Genomic DNA, 17,303 nt, shown 5'->3' on the forward strand with positions numbered 1-17,303 from the left:
TTACAAGGAGTCATTCATGACCAAGACTGTTATCACCAGCGACAAGGCCCCGGCCGCCATCGGCACTTACTCCCAGGCGATCAAGGCGGGTAACACCGTCTACATGTCGGGTCAGATTCCTCTGGACCCAAAAACCATGGAACTGGTTGAAGGCTTCGAAGCCCAGACCGTCCAGGTGTTCGAAAACCTGAAAGCCGTGGCCGAAGCCGCTGGCGGCTCGTTCAAGGACATCGTCAAACTGAACATCTTCCTCACCGACCTGAGCCACTTCGCCAAGGTCAACGAGATCATGGGCAAGTACTTTGACCAGCCATACCCTGCCCGCGCCGCCATTGGCGTAGCCGCCCTGCCAAAGGGTTCGCAGGTTGAAATGGATGCCATTCTGGTCATCGAGTAATACGTCCGGCGCAGCCCCTGGGCTGCGTCGATTCTGTTTTGAAAGGATTCCACCATGCGCCAAGCGCTAGCCCTCTCGCTGGTCGCCCTGTTCTTGGGCGGATGTGCCAGCAACCCTGCCGACCGTGACATCAGCGGCACCTGGATCAATCAGGTGGCGATCGACGCTGCGTCCAAAGGCGGCCCACTGCGTGAAGCGCTCCAGGCCTATGGCCCGAACCTGGAATGGGACGTCAACACCAAGGCCGGGCAGGCCCGCTACACCAACGGTTTTGAAAATGTCGACGGCAAGCTGCTGGGCGAGGAGTCCGGCGCCTGGAAAGTCGACTTCTATGGCAGTTCCGCCAGCGAGCTGAAGCGTGACGGCAAGCAACTGAGCCAGATCGCCAGCGACAACGAACCCGCACAGGTCTTTGACCGCGCCCTGATCCCCGTACCGGATGGCGCGCCGATGGGTGCGAGCTTCGAACGCGCGCTGTATTCAGCCTACATGGGGGGCAGCTGGAAAGTCGTCAGCGGCCCCGGTGAAGGTAGCACTGTGCAATTCCAGGCCGACGGCCAGGTGACCGGTCTGCCGGGCGCGGATCGCTATGCCCTGTGTCTGGCCGGCGATTGCGCGTCGATGAGTGGCGGCGACGACAACATGTGGCTGCAACTGAACGGCCAAGGCAACACGTGGATCTTTGCGCGCAAGGGCAAGGAACTGGAGATCCTGCAGGCAGTGAACACCGCACAGGCGGATGAAATGCCTCAGTTCACGCCGGGTCAGCGCAAATGGTTGCTGGAAAAACAGTAACCCGATCTTAAGACCACCAAAAAACTAATGTGGGGGCGGGCTTGCTCGCGAAAGCGGTGAAACAGTCAACGATGATGTTGAATGTTATGGCGCCTTCGCGAGCAAGCCCGCCCCCACATTTGGTTTGTGGTGACAGGGGTCAGCAGCGGCCTTCGAGAATGGCGGCGTAACCTTCACGATAGCTTGGGTACTTTGGCGTCCAGCCCAAGGCCTTCGCCCGTGCATTACTGCACCGTTTGCTACCTGTGCGCCGCACGCTCGCATCCTCGGACCATTCAGTCACGCCCAGATATTCACGCAACCAGTCCACCACTTCGGCCAGCGGTGCAGGCGCGTCGTCGACACCGATATAGATGTCATCCAGCGCAACACCACGCCGATCCGCCTCAAGCAGAAACGCCATCAGCCCCGCCGCGTCATCCGCGTGAATGCGGTTGCCGTACAGCGGCGGATCGATCGCCACGCGATAGCCGCGACGAACCTGAGTCAGCAGATATTCACGGCCCGGGCCATAAATACCGGTCAAACGCACGATGCTCGCCGGGATGCCACTGTTGAGCGCCACTTGCTCCGCCTCCAGCATCAGTCGACCTGAATAGCCGGCAGCGATGGTCGGCGATGTTTCGTCGACCCACTCGCCCTCCTGCTGGCCATAAACACTACTACTGGAAACGAACAGCAAGCGATTGGGCACCTGCCCATAGTCGCCCAGCCACTCAAGCACGTGCTCCAAGCCCTCGACATAAGCGGCGCGGTAACCGGCTTCATCGTGATCGGTGGCGGCCGCGCAATACACCAGGTAGTCCACCGCACCAACCGGCCAGGTGTGCGGGCAGTCTTTGTTGAACAGGTCGCCGGCAACACCGATCACCCCATTGGGCAGGCGCGAGACGTCACGTCGCAGGCCGTGAACCTCCCACCCTGCAGCCAGCAATTGTGTGGCCAGACGACTGCCGACGTCGCCGCAGCCGGCGATCAAAACAGATGGCGCGGACATCAAAAAACTCCTATCGGAAAGCCACAGACTAGCGCCGGCAATGGACGAGCGGCTAGCGATGAAGGAAAAAAAGATACTCTATTACTTTTGTTAACAAGAATTACTTGCAATAATGCCCACCACTTTTGTTCTCGGCCTTCGAGGCCTGGAAGAACATTTACCGTCTTTTTCTCTCAGGTCCGGCCAGCATGACACGCAATCAATTCCTCGCTTCGCCAACCAAACGACCTCGCGCCTGGAGCGCGGTGGCCGCCCTGCTGCTCAGCCTGATGCTGGCGCCAACCGCCACATTTGCTGACGCACAAGCGCCGGCTACCCCAGCCACCCAGGCCGCGGCCGCGGCCGCACCTGCTCCAGCCGATCACGCCGCACCGGCGGCCACAGACCCGGCCCAGGCAGTAGACACCACTGCCGAAGACGCTCCTGAAGTCCTCGAAGCCGACAACTCCCTGGGCATGGCCCATGACCTGTCGCCGTGGGGCATGTATCAGAACGCCGACATCATCGTGAAAATCGTGATGATCGGCCTGGCTATCGCGTCGATCATCACCTGGACCATCTGGATCGCCAAGGGTTTCGAGCTGATGGGCGCCAAGCGTCGTCTGCGCACCGAAATCGTCCACCTGAAAAAGGCCACCACCCTCAAGGAAGCCAGCGCGTCTGCCACCAAGGCAGGCACCCTCGCCAACTTGCTGGTGCATGACGCGCTGGAAGAAATGCGCCTGTCGACCAACAGCCGCGAGAAAGAAGGCATCAAGGAACGTGTCGCCTTCCGCCTCGAGCGTCTGGTCGCAGCCTGTGGTCGCAACATGAGCAGCGGCACCGGTGTACTCGCCACCATCGGCTCTACCGCGCCGTTCGTGGGTCTGTTCGGTACCGTATGGGGCATCATGAACAGCTTCATCGGCATCGCCAAAACCCAGACTACCAACCTTGCCGTCGTGGCCCCCGGCATTGCCGAAGCCCTGCTGGCGACGGCGCTGGGCCTGGTGGCCGCGATTCCAGCCGTTGTGATCTACAACGTCTTCGCCCGCTCCATCGCCGGCTACAAGGCGCAAGTGTCCGACGCCTCGGCAGAAGTCCTGTTGCTGGTCAGCCGCGACCTCGACCACCAGCCTGAGCGCAGCTCGCAACCGCACATGGTGAAAGTGGGGTAATCGGCCATGGGCCTGCATTTGAAAGAAGGCGCAGACGACGATCTGGCCGAGAACCACGAAATCAACGTCACGCCGTTCATCGACGTGATGCTGGTGCTGTTGATCATCTTCATGGTGGCCGCTCCGTTGGCCACCGTGGACATCAAGGTCGACCTGCCCGCCTCCAGCGCCAAACCGGCGCCACGGCCAGAGAAACCGGTGTTCCTCAGCGTCAAGGCTGACCAGCGCCTGTTCCTCGGCGAAGAAGAAGTGAAGGCCGAAGCCCTCGGCGCCACCCTCGACGCCAGGACCCAAGGCAAGAAAGACACGACAATCTTCTTCCAGGCCGATAAAGGCGTGGACTACGGCGACCTGATGAGCGTGATGGATAACCTGCGTTCCGCGGGCTACCTGAAGGTGGGTCTGGTCGGGCTTGAGACGGCAGTCAAGAAATGATCACGACGCGCCATAAGCTGACGCGTTACAGCGGGAGCCTGGCCGTGGTGCTGGGCGTCCATGCAGTGGCCATTGCGCTGGCGATGAACTGGACCGCACAACCACCCATCGAGCTGCCACCGCAGGCGATGATGGTCGAGCTGGCGCCGGTTCCTGCCCCGCCACCACCGGCACCGCCAAAGGTGATAACGCCGCCACAACCACCCGCGCCGGTGGAAGAACTGCCGATCCCGAAACTGGCCGAAGTGCCGAAGGCAGAAATTACCGTACCGAAACCGGTCAAACCCAAGCCGAAGCCTCAGCCGCCCAAGCCTGTGGAGAAAAAGCCGGAGCCGCCGAAGGAAAAACCGTCCGAGGAAAAACCGAGCGACACGCAACCGACCCAGGCACCGACGGAAAAATCCGCACAACCGGCACCGGGCCCATCGCCCGCACAGCAGGCCGCCAAGGCCAGCTGGCAAGGGACGCTGCTCGCTCACCTGGCCAAGTACAAAAAGTACCCGGCCAGTGCCCAGGCGCGGGGCAAGGAAGGCTTGAACCGTCTGCGTTTCGTGGTGGATGGCGAAGGTAACGTGCTGTCGTTCGAACTGGTGGGCCGCTCCGGCAACGCCGATCTGGACCGGGCGACCCTGGAAATGATCAGACGTGCCCAACCGTTGCCCAAGCCACCGGCCGACATGCTGAACAACGGTTCCATCGAAATCGTTGCACCGTTTGTTTATTCGCTCGAACGTCGCCGCTAATCCAACGCTGAACCAGGGTGGGAGCGGGCTTGCTCGCAAAGGGGCCGTATCAGATGACATCAATGTTGGATGACACACCGCTATCGCGAGCAAACCCGCTCCCACAGGAGATCTTCAGCGAGCGAAATACCTGCAAAAGGCACCCGAAAGGTGCCTTTCGCATATCCGCCAGCGGCAAACCCGCATTGCCCGGTGTCACCCGACACACTCTCTCTGATAACGTGCGTCTATCGATTGCAGCCGGTATGCTTGGCCCGCAACTTCATGGACGCTCGCTATGACTCTTACAGAATTACGCTACATCGTTACCCTCGCCCAAGAGCAGCACTTCGGCCACGCGGCCGAGCGTTGCCACGTCAGTCAGCCGACCCTGTCGGTGGGCGTGAAAAAGCTTGAAGACGAACTCGGTGTGCTGATCTTCGAGCGCAGCAAGAGTGCCGTGCGCCTGACCCCGGTCGGCGAAGGCATCGTGGCCCAGGCACAGAAAGTCCTGGAACAGGCCCAGGGCATCCGTGAACTGGCCCAGGCCGGCAAGAACCAGCTGACCGCCCCGCTGAAAGTCGGCGCGATCTACACCGTCGGCCCGTACCTGTTTCCGCACCTGATCCCGCAACTGCACCGGGTCGCCCCGCAGATGCCGTTGTACATCGAAGAAAACTTCACCCACGTGCTGCGCGACAAACTGCGCAACGGCGAGCTCGACGCGATCATCATCGCCCTGCCGTTCAACGAAGCCGACGTGCTGACCTTGCAGCTCTACGACGAGCCGTTCTACGTCCTGATGCCGGCCCAGCACCCGTGGACGCAAAAAGAATCCATCGACGCCGCCCTGCTCAACGACAAGAGCCTGCTGCTGCTGGGCGAGGGCCACTGCTTCCGCGACCAAGTGCTGGAAGCCTGCCCGACGCTGACCAAAGGCAACGACGGCGCCAAGCACACCACGGTGGAATCCAGCTCGCTGGAAACCATTCGCCACATGGTCGCCTCGGGGCTCGGGATTTCGATCCTGCCGCTCTCGGCAGTCGACAGCCACCACTACGCCCCCGGCGTGATCGAAGTGCGGCCACTGACACCGCCGGTGCCGTTCCGCACCGTGGCCATCGCCTGGCGAGCGAGCTTCCCGCGGCCGAAGGCGATTGAAATCCTCGCTGACTCCATTCGCCTGTGCTCGGTGGCCAAACCGCCCGCGCCAGTAGTTGCGGCTTAAGTCGCTGTCATGACCGAGTTGTCGCAAGTGTCGGTAACGGCACTCAAGGGTGTCGGCGAGGCCATGGCCGAGAAACTGGCCAAGGTCGGCCTGGAGAATCTTCAGGACGTGCTGTTCCACCTGCCGCTGCGCTATCAGGACCGCACTCGTGTGGTGCCGATCGGCCACTTGCGACCCGGACAGGACGCCGTGATCGAAGGCACCGTCAGCGGCGCCGACGTGGTCATGGGCCGTCGCCGCAGTCTGGTCGTGCGTTTGCAGGACGGCACTGGCGGGCTCAGCCTGCGCTTCTACCATTTCAGCAACGCCCAGAAAGAAGGCCTCAAACGCGGCACGCGGATTCGCTGCTACGGCGAAGCGCGGCCCGGTGCGTCGGGGCTGGAAATCTACCACCCGGAATACCGCGCCATCACCGGCGACGAGCCGCCGCCCGTGGATGAAACCCTGACGCCGGTCTACCCGCTCACCGAAGGCCTGACTCAACAGCGTTTGCGCCAACTGTGCATGCAAACCCTGACGATGCTCGGCCCGACCAGCCTGCCCGACTGGCTGCCGACCGAACTGGCGCGGGACTATCAACTGGCGCCGCTGGCCGATGCGATCCGCTACCTGCATCACCCGCCGGCCGATGCCGACGTCGACGAACTCGCCCTCGGTCATCACTGGGCCCAGCACCGTCTGGCCTTCGAAGAACTGCTGACCCATCAACTGTCGCAGCAACGTCTGCGCGAAAGCATGCGCTCCCTGCGTGCGCCGGCGATGCCGAAAGCCACGACGCTTCCGGCCAAGTATCTGGCCAACCTGGGGTTCGCACCGACTGGCGCCCAACAGCGCGTCGGCAACGAAATCGCCTACGACCTCAGCCAGCACGAACCGATGCTGCGGCTGATTCAGGGCGACGTCGGCGCGGGCAAAACCGTGGTCGCCGCCCTCGCCGCGCTCCAGGCTTTGGAGGCGGGTTATCAAGTCGCGTTGATGGCCCCCACCGAAATCCTCGCCGAGCAGCACTTCATCACCTTCAAGCGCTGGCTCGAGCCGCTGGGCATTGAAGTCGCGTGGCTGGCCGGCAAGCTCAAAGGCAAGAACCGCGCGGCTGCGCTCGAGCAGATCGCCAGCGGCACACCGATGGTGGTCGGCACTCACGCGCTGTTTCAGGACGAAGTGAAGTTCAAGAACCTCGCCCTCGTGATCATCGACGAACAACACCGCTTCGGCGTGCAGCAACGCCTGGCATTGCGACAGAAAGGCGTCGGCGGGCGGATGTGCCCACATCAGCTGATCATGACCGCCACGCCGATTCCTCGAACGCTGGCCATGAGCGCCTACGCCGACCTCGACACTTCGATCCTCGACGAACTGCCGCCCGGCCGAACGCCGGTGAACACGGTGCTGGTCACCGACACCCGGCGCGTCGAAGTCATCGAACGGGTGCGCGGCGCCTGTGCCGAAGGGCGTCAGGCCTATTGGGTGTGCACGCTGATCGAAGAGTCGGAAGAGCTGACCTGCCAAGCGGCGGAAACCACTTTTGAGGACCTCACCGCCGCCCTCGGCGAGTTGAAGGTCGGACTGATCCACGGCCGCATGAAGCCCGTCGAAAAAGCTGCTGTGATGGCCGAGTTCAAGGCCGGCAACCTGCAACTGCTGGTCGCCACCACCGTGATCGAAGTCGGCGTGGACGTCCCGAACGCCAGCCTGATGATCATCGAAAACCCCGAACGCCTCGGCCTTGCGCAACTGCACCAATTGCGCGGCCGCGTCGGCCGAGGCAGCGCCGCCAGCCATTGCGTGCTGCTCTACCATCCGCCGCTGTCGCAGATTGGCCGTCAGCGTTTGGGCATCATGCGCGAGACCAACGACGGGTTTGTCATCGCGGAAAAAGACCTCGAACTGCGCGGCCCCGGCGAAATGCTCGGCACGCGTCAGACCGGCCTGCTGCAATTCAAGGTCGCCGACCTGATGCGCGACGCCGATCTTCTTCCCGCCGTGCGCGACGCCGCCCAGGCATTGCTGGAGCGCTGGCCGGATCACGTCAGCCCGCTGCTCGACCGCTGGCTGCGCCATGGGCAGCAATACGGCCAAGTGTGAGCACCGTCGCAGATTCTGGACGATGCCTTTAGACAAGCTGGTTATACTCCTGCAATTGTTTGAATACGGATACAGACCATGACTGAAGCTGCCCTCGTCCCCGAAACCCCGCACGCTCCGTCTGTTATTCGGCTGCTGCTTGCCAAACTGGGCATCGCCTACGAAGAAGTCCTCGACCACCACGGCCTGAACGCCTCGCGCAAAGTGCAGGCGGTATTGCTCGACGACGCCGTCGGCGCGCTGATGGTGCTGTTTCCGCAGAGCCAGTTACTCGACCTCAATCGTCTCGCCGAACTGACCGGTCGCCGCCTCGCTGCCGTGTCGACCGAGCGCCTGGAAAAAATGCTCGGCAAACACAGCCTGAGCCTGCTGCCCGGCCTGCCGGCACTGACCAGCTCGCCGTGCCTGTACGAAGAAAGCCTGCTGCGCGAACCGAAGTTGCTGATCAACTCGGGCGAGCCGGGCGTATTGCTGGAAATCACCAGCGAAGCCTTCAAGACCATGCTGACCAAGGCCAGCGCCGCCAACTTCGGCGAAAACCTGACCAGCATCCGCCCGAACCTCGACCGCCCCGACGATGACCGCGAGGAAATCACCCAGGCCGTCCAGGCGTTCACCGCTCGGCGCATCCAGCAACGCCTGGAAGCCACCATCGAAATTCCGCCGCTGGCCGAGACCGCACAGAAAATCATCAAACTGCGCGTCGACCCCAACGCCACCATCGACGACATCACTGGCGTCGTCGAAACCGACCCGGCCCTGGCCGCACAAGTGGTGAGCTGGGCGGCATCGCCGTACTACGCGTCGCCGGGCAAGATTCGTTCAGTAGAAGATGCGATCGTCCGCGTGCTGGGTTTCGACCTGGTGATCAACCTGGCGCTGGGACTGGCCCTGGGCAAAACCCTCAGCCTGCCCAAAGACCACCCGCAACACACCACGCCGTACTGGCAGCAATCGATCTACACCGCCGCCGTCATCGAAGGCCTGACCCGCGCCATGCCCCGTGCCCAGCGCCCGGAAGCCGGCCTGACCTACCTTGCCGGCCTGCTGCACAACTTCGGCTACTTGCTGCTCGCGCACGTCTTCCCGCCGCACTTCTCGCTGATCTGCCGCCACCTGGAGGTCAACCCGCACCTGTGCCACAGCTTTGTGGAGCAACACCTGCTGGGCATTAGTCGTGAACAGATCGGCTCATGGCTGATGCGCTACTGGGACATGCCGGACGAACTGGCCACTGCGTTGCGCTTCCAGCACGATCCGAGCTACGACGGCGCCTACGCTGAATATCCGAACCTCGTGTGCCTGGCGGTGCGCTTGCTGCGTAGTCGCGGCATCGGCTCCGGCCCGGATGAAGACATCCCGGATGCCTTGCTTGAACGCGTAGGTTTGACCCGCGACAAAGCCAACGACGTCGTCAGCAAAGTCCTCGAAGCTGAAGTGCTGCTGCGTGAACTCGCGTCGCAATTCACCCAAGCCTAAAAAGCATCGCGAGCAAGCCTCGCTCCTACAGGATTTTGGTGATCCCTGTAGGAGCAAGGCTTGCCCGCGAAGAATCCCCCCAATCCAACTGAACCACCACACCCCCTGTGGCGAGGGAGCTTGCTCCCGCTCGACTGCGCAGCAGTCGCAACCCCAGCCAACGCGGTGTGCCAAATACAACCAAGGTCTCAGGCTTTAGGGCCGCTCCGCAGCCCAGCGGGAGCAAGCTCCCTCGCCACAAAAGCCCCCTCACCCAGTCTTGATCAAGGTTCTCAAGCCTTGGCCTTCGCCTTCCGCGGCTTCAAATACTTGGTCAACCCCTGAAACCAGATCACCAGCGCCGGATTCCCCTTGATCTGAATCGACTTGTCCTGAATCCCCGTCATAAACGCCAACTGCTTGTTCTTCGCCTGCATCGTGACAAAGCCATATGCTGCATCCTTGAACGCAATCGCAAACGCCGGTTCGGCATACACACCCGACTTGCTGGTAATGCGCTGATCCTTCACAAAGAAATGCCGCGCCACTTTCCCGTCCAGGGTCTGTAGCTGGAACACCAATTCCTTGTCACCCAACTGCTGCTGAAACGCAGGATTTGTCCGACTGGCCTTACCCATCAACAAACCCAGCATCCACAGAAGAAAACGAAATTTCATACGTGCAGCCTCAAGAGAAAAATGAACGGCCGGCGCAGTGTAGCGGCTTCGAGCAGGAACGCCACTGTTGTGCAGTGTTAGAAGAAGATGCCGGTATTTTTGACGCTGATGACTACCAAGTCATTGACTAAACGTCGATGTTTAAAAGCCGAGGACTTTTGATCTTTCTACGCTCGGTTCTATCGGACATTTCCTTCAACACGTGGCGCTGTTCATGAACTAGGCATCTCTAATCTTCATCGATAACCTTTGCTCGTTGCCGCGAAATCGGCGACCGGATGTGCAAGTCCGAAACCGGAGAAAAATTTCATTAACTCCAAGGATTTACACCAATGACCAATCCGACGCCCAATGTTCCCGAATACGAGACCACATCCCCCTACGAATCCTTCGATTCCAAAAAACTCCACGAAGCCGCCGAGCGCGCCCTCGACCATCACCTCGGAACACATCCTGATAAAAAATCCAAACGTCGCAATGGCGACCTCTTCAGCGTCTGCCCCGACATCAACACTGAAACCCTCCTCGCCAACGCCTCGGAAGACCTCTTGTCCATCAGCGCCATCGCCGCCGACCTGGCCGACGGCGTGGAAGGCTCACGCCGCTCCGTAGCCCTGGCGCTCAGCCGCATGGCCGACGGGGTGCATTTGCTGGTTGAGCGAGCGCTGGATCATCTGGATGAACCGGAAATGGCGGCGATTTTCGCCAAGCAACAAAGCCGAGTCAGCTGACCTGTAGGAGCCGGCTTGCTGGCGATGGCGGCGCATCAATCGACGTAAAAAAGGGGACTTGGCGTCCCCTTTCTCGATAATCCCTAACTCGACAGCCTGTCTCGGGCAGCGAGTTCAAACCTGTCATTTTTTTAGCGGTTCATGGGTAACTGAAAACGCATTCGTACAGCGCAATAGGCGAGGTCTTCGCGCAACATGCGGAAACTCATGTCGCACTGCGCATCGGCGTATTGCTTCCAAACCGGATCGTCGAATTCAACTCCGCCTAGCAGGTTGATCGAGGCCTTTAGGCCGTTTTCTCGATCCGGCCCTGCCATCAGCGATGCAGCTTTGTAAAAGCCATCATTCGGCATCCCTGTCTGTAGATAAATGAGTTCGCCCAACCGGGCATTGGTTGCACGCGCCAAACACGCAAGCTTCTCGATTGGCGCCTCAGCTCCCGGTAAAGCGGACTGATAGATATCTTCGCAATACGTTTCTTTGAAACGCACCCACTTTCTTTGCACGTCGGTCAGTTGCTTCTTGTCTGCGGGAGCCAAACTGGCCATTGCTTTCTTGTATTGCTCATTCAAGACGGCATCGACTTTCTCGAGGCTTTGCTGACCGCAAGTGATCAAATCGGGATTGGTGAAGCTGTCGTGGTTGCAGGTTTCCTGAGCATTCGCCGAGATCATCGACGCCGCTAAAACGAAGCCCGTCAACGCCATCGCAAGCCTCTTAAGTGTTGTGCTCACTGCTGGGCCCCTACGCTACTGCCAAGCTCCAGTTTCTGATTCGCCACAGCCTGCTCGCCCATTACTCCACCGCTCCTTTACTGCGCTCAGCCACTCGATCAGGAATCTTCGACCCCTTGCCCGCGCTGGTCATCAACGAGGCATATTGCTTGTAAGCCTGCGCCGCCCGCACCTTATCTTTCACGCCCCAGTAACTATCCGCGAGATTCAGATAGGCAACTGTTCTGCCGGGGTTTCTGGCAATAACCGCGTTCAACAACTCAATGGATTCTTCGTAATAGCCGGACTCGCCCAATAGAAAACCGACGTCGTTAGACCAGCTTGGCGATTGAACGAAGTCATACTTTTGCGCGATGTAACTGTGCGGATAGCAGTGGCCTTCGCCCCCATCCATCAGAAAATTCGCCATCACCGTCGAAACGGCCTCTTTCTGCCCTTTTCGATACAGCACCAGCGCTTGGTCGAGCTGGTACGCGATATCCGACATCATCAGTTTTTTGTAGCCCTCGGCGGGTCGCTTAACGTGCAGGTCATGCAACTGCTCAAACACCTTGCGCCCATCGAACGACGACAACGAGGTTTCGCCGATCATGCTTTTGGGTACTTCTTCAACACTGACTACCGAGCGATCACAGGACTCGTTGTTGGTTACCTGCACTAGGCTACTCAGCTCAAACTGTTTTGAGTTTTTGTTGTAGCGGAACACCAGATTGAAGTTGTAAACGCCGTTATCTTCTTCGTTACTGACCAGCACAAGCGCGTCCCCTGCTTCAGCGGAAGACTGCTTGACTGACACGGGCTCCCCTTGCATATCGACAACCGTAAGCACACCTGCCGGACTGTTGATCACGTTGATACTGAAGCCTTCACTCATGGCCGCCGAGTATTGGCTTTTGATTAACGGTATCGCTTTGGATGTATCCAGCAGAATGTCGTCGCTGGCCCCAGGCTCAGGCGCGATCAGCAGTCGGTGATAAGCTTCATCGGTATCACCAGTCAGCACAAACACGTTTTGACGTGATGCATCACCCATTAAACTGACCGGAATCTTCCTGATAACCTGCGGAGTAGCGAGCGCAGGCGAAAGCAGCAGAGTGACATAGCAGACTAACGCGCAAACAAAGCACAAAAAAAAGCGTTTCACTGTCTTCAATTCCATAATTCAATCAGTTGAAATTCCCGCGACAAAGGAACGCAGTCTCCCGAGAGACTGTATATAAATAACGCCACCCTTACTAATTCAAACGTTCCTCAACTCTCTTAGGAACCTTACTTGCAACACCTTTCTTCCTCATCGCCTTTCGATATTCAGCATAGTACGGCTTCGCCTCATCATGCTTTCCAAGTACCCAGAGAGAATCAGCAACATTAAGTTTCAAGGGCACTCTATCCGCCGCAACAGCCAACAAACGATTATAAATTTGCATTGCCAAAAGGTGCTCGCCACCTTGGGCAAAGTAGAACGCAATGTCATTATATTCAGATATATTTTTTTCAGGTGGATAGCACGCCATATAGGAGGCAATTCCCATGAAAACAGAGTCTCTTAATGCACTAGCGCGCGACTCATTCTCAGACACGCCAACCACATCAGAGATTAGTTGCTTCGGAGAAATTCCCCCATTAGAAAATTCGAAAACCCCTCCTTCCGCACTTTTCCATTTGTTGTCCAGCCATGCGCCGTCACATTGCTGAACTGAACCCACATTTTCGACACAGCCAGTTTCCAGCGAAACCATATCGCAGTATACCGGAGAGGAAACTATTTCACTCCCTTCCCCATCGACTACTTCTCCGGTATTTGTTCGCTGCACTATCACATATTTTTTATCGCCAGAGACAAGACCTATCTCTGAGCTTGCAACGACTCCATTCTCATAACCCGCCAATTGAGTTGGGAGCGAGTATATGCTGAACCCATCTGTGGAGCCTTGATATTGCACATCATTCCACCCCCCATACTTCTCTTCATAATATTTAAAGCTTAAAGAACCACCTTTAAAACCAACAATTTTCAACGGCGCTGTATTTCCATAACTCGTATCAGTGAGCAAAAACACCAAACATGTGATCACACAGCACTTATTAAACATTTACTGCCACCTTTAAAAATGTGGGACAGACTTATTTTATCCCCAACTACAAAACCAAATTCACCCCTCCGACTAACTGTTATTTATCACCAGGTTCAACGTAATAAGTCTCAGCGTGCTTAAGCAACGACAGAAAGCTTCTCCTCAACTCATTAGTTTCCTTTTCCTCGCCACATGTCTCTATAAAAAAAACATTATTCCTGCCTGCCTCAAATGATGTGGTAAAACAAACGGAACCTAAAAAGTATACGCCCTCTACTCCAGACCAATTGCTACCAGAGTAGAGGTTTGCTTTTGATAGCGGATGCGATCCATTCCCAACTTTCAATCCATCTTTCTCTTGCGCATAATCGCCAGCTATTGCGTCCGCCAGAGTCATATCTTCGCAGCCGACCTTAATATCCCGCACCCTACCGTCTTTATATTTGTATTTAACAATAGTCTCGCCCTCACTTGTTTTCCCAGATGAGAAACCAGCGAAATCTTTTACCTTCATCACACAACCATTGCTTTCAACAACAAGATTCTCTCCAGCGTTCGCCAGAAAAAACGAGGACAATAAATACAAAGCGGCGACTTTAATCACTGTCTCTGCCTCTTAATAAATGAAGAAAAATGGGACAGATTTATTTATCGGCGACCGCACCACAAAGTGCCGAGCGCAACTAAACAAATCCATTCCCTTTTCCCTTTTTCGTTAAAGACTAGAAGAAGCTTCAGAGCGCTCAAATACTCGCGATGGAATTTTCGACTTTTTGTTTACCGACAGCATGAGTTTTTTATATTCAGAATATTGTTTTACGGCATCATTTTTATTGCCAACCGCCCAGTTTGAATCCGCCAAATTCAACCAAGCAACCGCTCTATTTGGCTGAGCAGTTACGATATCTTTTAGGAGCGGGATCGATTCCGCTGCTTGATTATTCTCCTGTAGAAAATAGGCATAATCATTTATCGCTGATACAACTACATCAGCCAATTCTTTGTCAGCCAGCCAAGCAGACTTATAATTTTCCGCATAAGCAGAAAGCCCGATGATCGCCTCCTCTTTTTTTCCTCTTTTAAACAACGACAGAGCATTGGCGTGAGCGAGACCAATCATTTCCGAATAAACAATTTTATGTTTCTTGTCATTGAGCAGAATCTTTCCATAGCGATTAACCAGACTATTATCTAATGCACAAATACCCACATCATCCACATCAGTTATAACTATCGCCGCGGAATCACTCTCAACGTTTATTTTTTTCCCCTGCGCTTGTTCTTCACTATAACTGTTTATGCCCGTGCTGACTGGAAAGAGGTTACCTTTAAAGCCTCCTTCTACAGCTGTTAAACTTGCTGCGATTACGCAACTACCTGACGTAGCCTGCCCATTATCGTTTCCCCCAGCAAGAACTAGCAACGAAGTACGTCCTTGCACCTCCGTTAAAGCTGCACTTCCTGAATCGGAAACGTAAAGCGCCAAACTGTTTTGAGCCATTGAAATACTGGCAAAAAGCACTGCAACAGCAAACATCAAAATATTAGTAGCCGCTTTCATCTTTCAACCGCCCCTGTGCTTTCGCCTTTTTTGAAACAAATCTAATGCCAAGCTTCAGTTTTTTGATTCGCAACAGCCTGCTCGCTTACTACTCCACCGTTCCCTTACTGCGCTCAGCCACTCGATCAGGAATCTTCGACCTCTTGGCCGCGCTGGTCATCAGCAAGGCATACCGCTTGTAAGCCTGCGCCGCCCGCACTTTATCTTTCACGCCCCAGTAACTATCCGCGAGGTTCAGATAGGTCACTGTTCTGCCGGGGTTTCTGGCAATAACCGCGCTCAACAACACAATGGACTCATCGTAATAGCCGGACTCACCCAATAGAAAACCGACGTCGTTAGACCAGCCTGGCGATTGAGCGAAGTCATACTTTTGCGCGATGTAGCTGTGCGGATAACAGTGACCGCTGCCTCCATCCATCAGGAAATTCGCCATCACCGTCGAAACGGCCTCGGTCTGCCCTTTTCGATACAGCGCCAACGCCTTGTCGAGCTGTTCCGCGACGTCAGTCATCATCAGTTTTTTGTTGTCACCGGCAGATTTAATGCGCAAGCCAGAGAGCTGCTCAAACACCTTGCGCCCATCGAAAGATGCCAAAGACATTTCACCGATCAGGCTTTCGGGTACTTCTTCAACACTGACAACCGAGTGATCACAGGACTCGTTATTGACGACCTGTAATACATTTTTCAGCTCGAACTGCCTGGAACTTTTGTTGTAGCGAAACACCAGGTTGAAGTTATAAACGGCGTTATCTTCTTCGCTGCTGACCAGCACAAGGGCGTTTCCGGCTTCGGCAGAAGACTGCTTGACCGACACGGACTCGCCTTGCATATCGATGACCTTCAGCACGCCTGCCGGGTTGTTTATTACGCTGACGCTGAAGACATCGCTCATGGCCGTCGAGTATTGGCTCTCGATCAACGGCAATGCCTTGGAGGTATCCAGCAGGATGTCGTCACCGGTGCCGTGTTCAGGTGTGATCTGCAGACGGCGGAAGTCTGCCCCAGCATCACCGGACAGCACAGACACGTTTTGACGGGACGCATCACCCAATAAACTGGCCTGTTGCTGTTTGATCACCGTTGGCTGATGGGCGCTGGAACTCGGCTGCACGACCTCACCCGTACTCAGCGAAACTGTTTCTTTCAAGGGAAGCGCGCAGCCGGAATCACACGCCATCTTCAGAAACTCAGGCTCGTCAGTCCCCTCGAACACATAAGTTGACGCGCCATTGCGTTGCCCGTCGCTGTACACCGGGACACTGACCGCCAACGAACCGGTGGCCGAAGATGCAGGGGGTTGATCCGCAACCGTTACCACGCTGGCTTCAACGTCCTTGCAAAGGGTGTTGATGGCGGAATCCAGAAGCCCCTGCCCCGCTCCAGCAACCAACTTCGCATTGGCCGGACGGCAGTCATAGCCATGCCAGTACGGGCCAATCTGTGTAGAGATATCCAAGGAAAAAATATAGATATGGTTCAGGACGATCTCTTTACCGTCATAGCTGAAAACCACCCAACGGCGCGATTTGGCCGAAGAGTAATTCTCACTGTCCAGGATGTACTGTCTGCCGGATCGATACAGCGCGTTGGTAAACATCGCGCCAGTGTCTTCCGGGGCATCGAACAATCGCTTTCCTGAGTTGGCATCTAAAATATAGCCGTCTGCATTCAAAGCGACGGAACAACTGCCGGGCGTCTTGCCGTAAGGCTCACAGATCGTTGCGTGTGGAAGAACAAACTCAGCGGCGCCAGCGCCAAAACTCAACAGCGCCATCAGGTACATTGAAATCTTCAAGGTATGCAGCTTCACCACTGACACCCCTTCTCGGGAGAAAACTCAATCTGCGGGTGATGCTCAAACCCATAGTGTTTCTTGCTTTTGGCATTGGTGTACGCCATGCCGTAAATCAGCGCCCCTTGACGGACCATGACATATTCGCCCGTGACTGCGCCGCCAACGACCTCGACCCACGTGGTGGTAGTGGTGGATTGAAAAGGTCGGCCGTCGGACATTTCTTCTTGCTCGGTACTTTTGTAAACCAGCGGGATCGACTCTTTGGACGTCGCATACTTGGCCCCCGCCCCGCTCCACTTGGCGGCATGATCACTGTAGGCCCTGAACTCCAACTTTATGTCCTTGCCCTCCTGGGATCGAAAACAGGAAATTTCCGTTTCCACTTCGCTGTGAGCGAATGCGGGGAAGGCCAATAACATCAGCATCACTAACTTTTTTTTCAAAGACAAC

Annotated in this window: 18 protein-coding genes; 9 read left to right on the forward strand and 9 right to left on the reverse strand. The window is 56.7% G+C overall.

Features of this window, described 5'->3' with window-relative positions:
• The first annotated feature begins 16 nt into the window (after positions 1 to 16).
• The gene (locus B723_RS04115; RefSeq protein ID WP_003229509.1) at positions 17 to 397 is read left to right on the forward strand and encodes a RidA family protein; all 381 of its coding nucleotides are present in this window, start codon (positions 17 to 19) and stop codon (positions 395 to 397) included.
• 54 nt (positions 398 to 451) lie between these two features.
• Positions 452 to 1,192: a hypothetical protein gene (locus B723_RS04120; protein WP_017341491.1), complete on the forward strand. Its 741-nt coding sequence runs from the start codon at positions 452 to 454 to the stop codon at positions 1,190 to 1,192.
• A gap of 139 nt (positions 1,193 to 1,331) precedes the next feature.
• Here B723_RS04120 and B723_RS04125 read toward each other — a convergent pair whose 3' ends face one another.
• Positions 1,332 to 2,189 (reverse strand): SDR family oxidoreductase, encoded by an 858-nt coding sequence (locus B723_RS04125; RefSeq protein WP_017341492.1) that lies wholly within the window; start codon positions 2,187 to 2,189, stop codon positions 1,332 to 1,334.
• Positions 2,190 to 2,377: 188 nt separating this feature from the next.
• Here B723_RS04125 and exbB point away from each other — a divergent pair, with 188 nt between their 5' ends.
• The 6 genes from exbB to B723_RS04155 all read left to right on the forward strand — a co-directional run bounded on the left by exbB (position 2,378) and on the right by B723_RS04155 (position 9,295).
• Complete coding sequence (exbB, locus tag B723_RS04130) at positions 2,378 to 3,346, forward strand: tonB-system energizer ExbB (protein WP_031319175.1); 969 nt, start codon at positions 2,378 to 2,380, stop codon at positions 3,344 to 3,346.
• A gap of 6 nt (positions 3,347 to 3,352) precedes the next feature.
• Positions 3,353 to 3,781: a TonB system transport protein ExbD gene (gene exbD, locus B723_RS04135; RefSeq protein WP_017341494.1), complete on the forward strand. Its 429-nt coding sequence runs from the start codon at positions 3,353 to 3,355 to the stop codon at positions 3,779 to 3,781.
• A complete protein-coding gene (locus B723_RS04140; protein ID WP_017341495.1) occupies positions 3,778 to 4,524 on the forward strand; it encodes an energy transducer TonB family protein in 747 nt (248 codons plus the stop codon). Before exbD ends, B723_RS04140 begins: the two co-directional genes overlap by 4 nt.
• A 277-nt stretch (positions 4,525 to 4,801) precedes the next feature.
• Positions 4,802 to 5,731, forward strand: coding sequence for a hydrogen peroxide-inducible genes activator (locus B723_RS04145; protein ID WP_017341496.1), 930 nt, complete (start codon positions 4,802 to 4,804; stop codon positions 5,729 to 5,731).
• 9 nt (positions 5,732 to 5,740) lie between these two features.
• Complete coding sequence (recG, locus tag B723_RS04150) at positions 5,741 to 7,816, forward strand: ATP-dependent DNA helicase RecG (RefSeq protein WP_017341497.1); 2,076 nt, start codon at positions 5,741 to 5,743, stop codon at positions 7,814 to 7,816.
• Positions 7,817 to 7,894: 78 nt separating this feature from the next.
• Positions 7,895 to 9,295, forward strand: a complete 1,401-nt coding sequence (locus tag B723_RS04155) for an aminoacyl-tRNA deacylase and HDOD domain-containing protein (protein ID WP_017341498.1) — start codon at positions 7,895 to 7,897, stop codon at positions 9,293 to 9,295.
• Positions 9,296 to 9,567: 272 nt separating this feature from the next.
• Here B723_RS04155 and B723_RS04160 read toward each other — a convergent pair whose 3' ends face one another.
• A complete protein-coding gene (locus B723_RS04160; protein ID WP_017341499.1) occupies positions 9,568 to 9,951 on the reverse strand; it encodes a hypothetical protein in 384 nt (127 codons plus the stop codon).
• A 332-nt stretch (positions 9,952 to 10,283) separates the two neighbouring features.
• Between B723_RS04160 and B723_RS04165 the strand changes: the two genes are divergently transcribed.
• Positions 10,284 to 10,682: a DUF6124 family protein gene (locus tag B723_RS04165; protein ID WP_017341500.1), complete on the forward strand. Its 399-nt coding sequence runs from the start codon at positions 10,284 to 10,286 to the stop codon at positions 10,680 to 10,682.
• A gap of 131 nt (positions 10,683 to 10,813) precedes the next feature.
• On the opposite strand, the gene B723_RS04170 is transcribed toward B723_RS04165, so the two are convergent.
• The 7 genes from B723_RS04170 to B723_RS04200 all read right to left on the reverse strand — a co-directional run bounded on the left by B723_RS04170 (position 10,814) and on the right by B723_RS04200 (position 17,296).
• The gene (locus B723_RS04170) at positions 10,814 to 11,389 is read right to left on the reverse strand and encodes a lysozyme inhibitor LprI family protein (RefSeq protein WP_017341501.1); all 576 of its coding nucleotides are present in this window, start codon (positions 11,387 to 11,389) and stop codon (positions 10,814 to 10,816) included.
• Positions 11,390 to 11,477: 88 nt separating this feature from the next.
• Positions 11,478 to 12,575: a tetratricopeptide repeat protein gene (locus B723_RS04175; protein WP_050558267.1), complete on the reverse strand. Its 1,098-nt coding sequence runs from the start codon at positions 12,573 to 12,575 to the stop codon at positions 11,478 to 11,480.
• A gap of 76 nt (positions 12,576 to 12,651) precedes the next feature.
• The gene (locus B723_RS04180) at positions 12,652 to 13,509 is read right to left on the reverse strand and encodes a tetratricopeptide repeat protein (protein WP_017341503.1); all 858 of its coding nucleotides are present in this window, start codon (positions 13,507 to 13,509) and stop codon (positions 12,652 to 12,654) included.
• 79 nt (positions 13,510 to 13,588) lie between these two features.
• A complete protein-coding gene (locus tag B723_RS04185) occupies positions 13,589 to 14,095 on the reverse strand; it encodes a hypothetical protein (protein WP_144425199.1) in 507 nt (168 codons plus the stop codon).
• 111 nt (positions 14,096 to 14,206) lie between these two features.
• A complete protein-coding gene (locus B723_RS04190) occupies positions 14,207 to 15,052 on the reverse strand; it encodes a tetratricopeptide repeat protein (protein WP_017341505.1) in 846 nt (281 codons plus the stop codon).
• A gap of 88 nt (positions 15,053 to 15,140) precedes the next feature.
• Positions 15,141 to 16,868, reverse strand: a complete 1,728-nt coding sequence (locus B723_RS33575; protein ID WP_238588306.1) for a tetratricopeptide repeat protein — start codon at positions 16,866 to 16,868, stop codon at positions 15,141 to 15,143.
• Complete coding sequence (locus B723_RS04200) at positions 16,865 to 17,296, reverse strand: hypothetical protein (RefSeq protein ID WP_017341507.1); 432 nt, start codon at positions 17,294 to 17,296, stop codon at positions 16,865 to 16,867. The genes B723_RS33575 and B723_RS04200 overlap by 4 nt, the downstream gene beginning before the upstream one ends.
• Positions 17,297 to 17,303: the final 7 nt, after the last annotated feature.

Source organism: Pseudomonas fluorescens NCIMB 11764, assembly GCF_000293885.2.
GTDB lineage: Bacteria > Pseudomonadota > Gammaproteobacteria > Pseudomonadales > Pseudomonadaceae > Aquipseudomonas > Aquipseudomonas fluorescens_B.

Excerpts from the sequence above, each read along its gene's own strand:
- B723_RS04180 (WP_017341503.1), bottom strand. The coding sequence starts at position 13,509 with ATGTTTAATAAGTGCTGTGTGATCACATGTTTGGTGTTTTTGCTCACT.
- B723_RS04145 (WP_017341496.1), top strand. The coding sequence starts at position 4,802 with ATGACTCTTACAGAATTACGCTACATCGTTACCCTCGCCCAAGAGCAG.
- B723_RS04120 (WP_017341491.1), top strand. The coding sequence starts at position 452 with ATGCGCCAAGCGCTAGCCCTCTCGCTGGTCGCCCTGTTCTTGGGCGGA.
- exbB (WP_031319175.1), top strand. The coding sequence starts at position 2,378 with ATGACACGCAATCAATTCCTCGCTTCGCCAACCAAACGACCTCGCGCC.
- B723_RS04175 (WP_050558267.1), bottom strand. The coding sequence starts at position 12,575 with ATGGAATTGAAGACAGTGAAACGCTTTTTTTTGTGCTTTGTTTGCGCG.
- exbD (WP_017341494.1), top strand. The coding sequence starts at position 3,353 with ATGGGCCTGCATTTGAAAGAAGGCGCAGACGACGATCTGGCCGAGAAC.
- B723_RS04155 (WP_017341498.1), top strand. The coding sequence starts at position 7,895 with ATGACTGAAGCTGCCCTCGTCCCCGAAACCCCGCACGCTCCGTCTGTT.
- recG (WP_017341497.1), top strand. The coding sequence starts at position 5,741 with ATGACCGAGTTGTCGCAAGTGTCGGTAACGGCACTCAAGGGTGTCGGC.
- B723_RS04165 (WP_017341500.1), top strand. The coding sequence starts at position 10,284 with ATGACCAATCCGACGCCCAATGTTCCCGAATACGAGACCACATCCCCC.
- B723_RS04125 (WP_017341492.1), bottom strand. The coding sequence starts at position 2,189 with ATGTCCGCGCCATCTGTTTTGATCGCCGGCTGCGGCGACGTCGGCAGT.
- B723_RS04160 (WP_017341499.1), bottom strand. The coding sequence starts at position 9,951 with ATGAAATTTCGTTTTCTTCTGTGGATGCTGGGTTTGTTGATGGGTAAG.
- B723_RS04170 (WP_017341501.1), bottom strand. The coding sequence starts at position 11,389 with ATGGCGTTGACGGGCTTCGTTTTAGCGGCGTCGATGATCTCGGCGAAT.
- B723_RS04140 (WP_017341495.1), top strand. The coding sequence starts at position 3,778 with ATGATCACGACGCGCCATAAGCTGACGCGTTACAGCGGGAGCCTGGCC.
- B723_RS04115 (WP_003229509.1), top strand. The coding sequence starts at position 17 with ATGACCAAGACTGTTATCACCAGCGACAAGGCCCCGGCCGCCATCGGC.
- B723_RS04190 (WP_017341505.1), bottom strand. The coding sequence starts at position 15,052 with ATGAAAGCGGCTACTAATATTTTGATGTTTGCTGTTGCAGTGCTTTTT.